3 protein-coding genes are annotated in these 4,233 nt (G+C 32.1%); all 3 read left to right on the forward strand.

The features are described 5' to 3' along the window. On the forward strand, positions 1-811 hold an 811-nt coding region (locus tag V7127_RS25715; protein WP_335491092.1), incomplete at its 5' end, for a DUF4359 domain-containing protein. Between the two features lie 26 nt (positions 812-837). Continuing rightward, positions 838-1,932 (forward strand): hypothetical protein, encoded by a 1,095-nt coding sequence (locus V7127_RS25720; protein WP_335491094.1) that lies wholly within the window; start codon positions 838-840, stop codon positions 1,930-1,932. A 705-nt stretch (positions 1,933-2,637) separates the two neighbouring features. Beyond that, the coding region (locus V7127_RS25725) for a hypothetical protein (protein ID WP_335491097.1) at positions 2,638-4,233 on the forward strand (1,596 nt) is incomplete at its 3' end.

The raw sequence follows: 4,233 nt of genomic DNA on the forward strand, positions 1-4,233 counted from the left end.
AAGCAATAGTGAATGGTTAAATATCGGTGTTGATTGGTTTGGTGATAAAGTACTTGAAAATACCACGAATCCACGCGATTATGTAATATTTTCAATTTATAAAACTTCTATTATGAATAATCATGTAAAAACACTCGGTATATTTAAAACATTTATTCCTATTTCTTCAAATATAGTAGAAGGAAAGGAAATCCAGCTCCCAGATCAAAGTGTTCAGCCTGTTGTATCTACTAAAACTACTGAAGAAGATAGCGAAATAGACATAGGTAGTACTGATTTTAATAAAATGCCATTTATTTTAATTAACGATAAAAGAAGTCCTAACTTAACCTATTGGGGGCCTGAGAAGCTTTTAGAACAAGCTGAACAAGCGGTGAAATTTAATGATCGAAGCGGGACACTAACATATGGTAGAGACACGCCTAATGGCTTTAAATTTAGAATAATCCTGGACGATTATCCAGTTAATCTCTTTTTGGAAGATTATGATTATGAAATATTTGATGATTTGGGAGAAATTCCGCAAGATTATACTATACAAGCATCCACTTATGATTTTGATAACGATGGAAATGAAGAAGTAATAATTACTATTGGGGATGGATTTCCACATGGTAAGTTTTGGGTGTTTGGTTATTCAAGCGTTAAGAATGTAGATGAAATAAATCCAATGAGATTGCTATTGACTGAATACTTCCAAAGCAAATTAATTCTTAGCGATAATGTCATCATGGTGCCTATTGGTAGTCAAGGTCTATTTGAAGAATACATATTTACAAATAATAAATTTTACTTTTCAAATAATCTATAAATATATATCCAGATGGAGGAAATACTTTGGATTTAGATATTTCATTGATTGACAAATTTCGCAGAAAAGTAAACAGCAATCATTCCTTCGTACTGAATCAATATCGGAACCAGCAAGGGAAAAATCTTTGGAATATAATATGTTCTTGTATGGATTGGATTGAAGTAGCTGTTAATGGCTTACCTTTTATTCAATTAAAACATAAAAATCCCAATGTGGCCTCGCTGAACTTAATGCAACTAATATGTTCAATGGATTTGGTAAAGGAGTCTGTTCATCAACTATATAGAGTTTTCGAGTTAGAATACCCGTTCAAGAAAGACAATAGCGTTTTTCTGAAACAACAGTCAGATGATGATTATTTTAAGCATAAACGTGCAGTGTTTGGGGTACATCCAGTAAATTTGAAAGGACAAGATGGCAGCAGGTATTTTGCCAGTTGGTCCTCTTCAAAAACGGAAGGAGATTTTGCGACTTTCGTCTACAGCAATAAAATTGGTGTCGAAGATCAATTGTACTCAATTAGAATAAATGATTTGTTTCAGTATGCTAACATGAGATATTTGTTGTTGGAAGAAGTCATGAAAAAGATTGAACACGATTTTCTTACTCATCAACATAAACACAAAGAAGCAGAGATTACTAGGGCTCAGTCACATTTAGACCATCTTGGGATATTGAAAAAAGAGAACCTGTGGCGATACGGAAAAGGCGAAGCCTATTGGAGTGAAATTGAGACATTGCAACGGCTGTACTCAATAGATATCAGCTCTTTCGATATATCAATTCAAGCGATGGTAGAAAAGTATCGGAACGCTCTTTTGAAGGTGATAAGAGAAGTCCATCAAAATCTTCAGATTATGAATATAGAAGAACTATCAACATATGAGATACTGAATCCCTTTGAGAACTTAGGTCATAGTTATAACAAGGAGAAGCTCATGGTGTATCTCCACAACCCAGACCCTGATTACAATATCAGAGTTTTAGGTAGAAGTGGATTGCAAATAATGGTTAAGAATGGTGAACTGCCAAAGATTGCTCTGGAATACGATGGAGATGAATTGTTGACGATTCTATATGCTTGGCGATGGATAATAAATGAAAAGGATATGGATTAAAGTGCATCTGTTTTGAGTATTTCATTATTGAACTCAAGATGTATATATAATAAACAGCTTGTGGATGTGTAGTGATTAAATGATAGTTACTCCATTAAGACGATAAATAGAGATTAATGTATACAACTTTGCTTCATAAATACGAATGTACACAAATTTAATGATAGCACTTTATTTTATTCTGAAAACTGAACCTAAAATGCAAGTGGCTCAGGAACACAATGCGGCATAATGATTCGAAACTAAAAAAAACAATAAATGAATTAGGGAAAAATGATATAACAGCTCAAACTTTAGTAGATCTGCATTAGGAGGACTTGGTCCTAAATGAGTAATTGTTTGGGTGTCTATAAAAACCAGCAACCTTCAAAAGGCTGCTGGTTTTTCATTTAAGCTAATATAGGAGAGGTGAGTAGATCACTTAGTCAAGCGGCGTCTGACTTTGTAAAAAGACGTTAACAAGCAGCCAAGTGCTTTTTTAAAAAAACTTGGCTTTTTGTACGTTCTAAATTTGTCGTGTGATAACAGTATATAAGAACCCTTACTAACCTATCGCACTTCAAGAGTTAAACGAAGAAAATCATATACCTAAAGGACAGCCAAATGTGCTCAAGGATTTTTTTGCTCTATTTGAAACTTCGTTCTACAATGGTAGTAAGATATACCCAAAAAGTATAAAGTTCAAAATAAAAGGAGTTAGTTTATATGAGTATAGTACTAGCAGCAAATGACTATTCAAAGGACCTTGTTACTTATATAAAAAGAACGGAAGAGGAGAGTTTTAATACATTTTTAATGATTCTGGCATTATCCTCAAAAGAATATATTACGGAGGATATTAACAAAATCTATATTGAAAATGAAATTAATTACTATCATGCTTACCAAAGAGGAATTCCCTTTAAGCAATCTATATTAAATTTCCCCTACAAGAAAATGCAAACTGTTCGTAGGTTAGCAGGCATTGTATATTATGAGTCTGAACAAGGTAATTTTCAACAAACTATGGCTCTAATAAAAAAAGGCGTAAAACCTCTATGGAATTACTTTAAACGAAATCAAAACTTTTCGATCGATGGATATTTCAGTTCTAGAAAAAAGGATTTTATTACAGATGAAGAATCAACATTATATGATATAGCAATAGCAAAATTTATTTCGTACCATCATGAAGGGTATTCTATTAACGGGTTTGAAATATTATTGGATTTAATAGATTATAAATTAAATGAGGGTATAATAAATCAGTACAATTTTAAACTTTCATTATATTTACAATGTACTGGTCATTTGTCCATGCCCAAAAAATCACCATTAAGGATGGATTCAATTTTAGAACAAATACCTAGTGAAGGTATTTCAAAATTAGTTAGAGAGATGAAAAAAGCTAAAAGCGGATATGAATGGTATGAAAGGTTTGTTACTCAGACTGTATACAATTGTCGAGTAAGTATAAACAGGCATTTTGAAAGTGGGTACTCTGATAGCATTCAAGAGTATAATAAATGGATTGATCACAAGATACAACCGCAATTAGATGAAATCATAACAAATTATATCAATAAACACGAAGCAGAAGGAAATAAGTCAATTTTAGAGGATGTCTTTTTAGAAGAAAGTGTTTTTGAGCATTTACTCAATCAAGACTTCCTTTATACTCTTTTAAAAAGCATTGATACAATTTCACAGGAGATGGGTGTTAGGTACACTGAATTATTGAAAGTTCACCATTTATCCAAAGAAACATTGGAATTTATTCTGACTCTGAGTTTAGCTGTCGCTACTAGACTAGATATGTCCGAACGTGAACAACAAATACTGGTTACCTTTGTCATATATACACAATTTCTAATAGAAGATTATCTTCAACTATATCAAATTCTCTCAAACGGTTCTTATGAAGAGAACCTAGTAAAAGTGGATCAGCTCTCTAAAGAATTAGTAAAAGTTAATCATCAACTCAACCAGGAAAAGGCTCGTTATCATACAAAAGAAATAACACTAATAAATCAAATAAATCAACTAGAGAATCAAGTTCTAGAGTATCAAAAAGAAAAAGAAGAGAATGATTTACAAAAAAGAATTCAAGAATTAGAGAATGAAGTGATAGGATTACGTCAATACCTTTTGGCAGATGAGGTAGAAGAAGATGTATTTCTTTCAATTGATGAAAAAATAAAAGTTATAAAGAAATCGAAAATTCTTATATTAGGGGGCCATCACAATTGGCAAAGAAAAGTCAAAGAAATTCTCCCTTTTATAGAATTTGTATATGTAGACCAACTTAATAGGAATTTAAAC

It is taken from the genome of Bacillus sp. JJ1773 (genome assembly GCF_036962035.1).
Lineage (GTDB): Bacteria > Bacillota > Bacilli > Bacillales > Cytobacillaceae > Cytobacillus.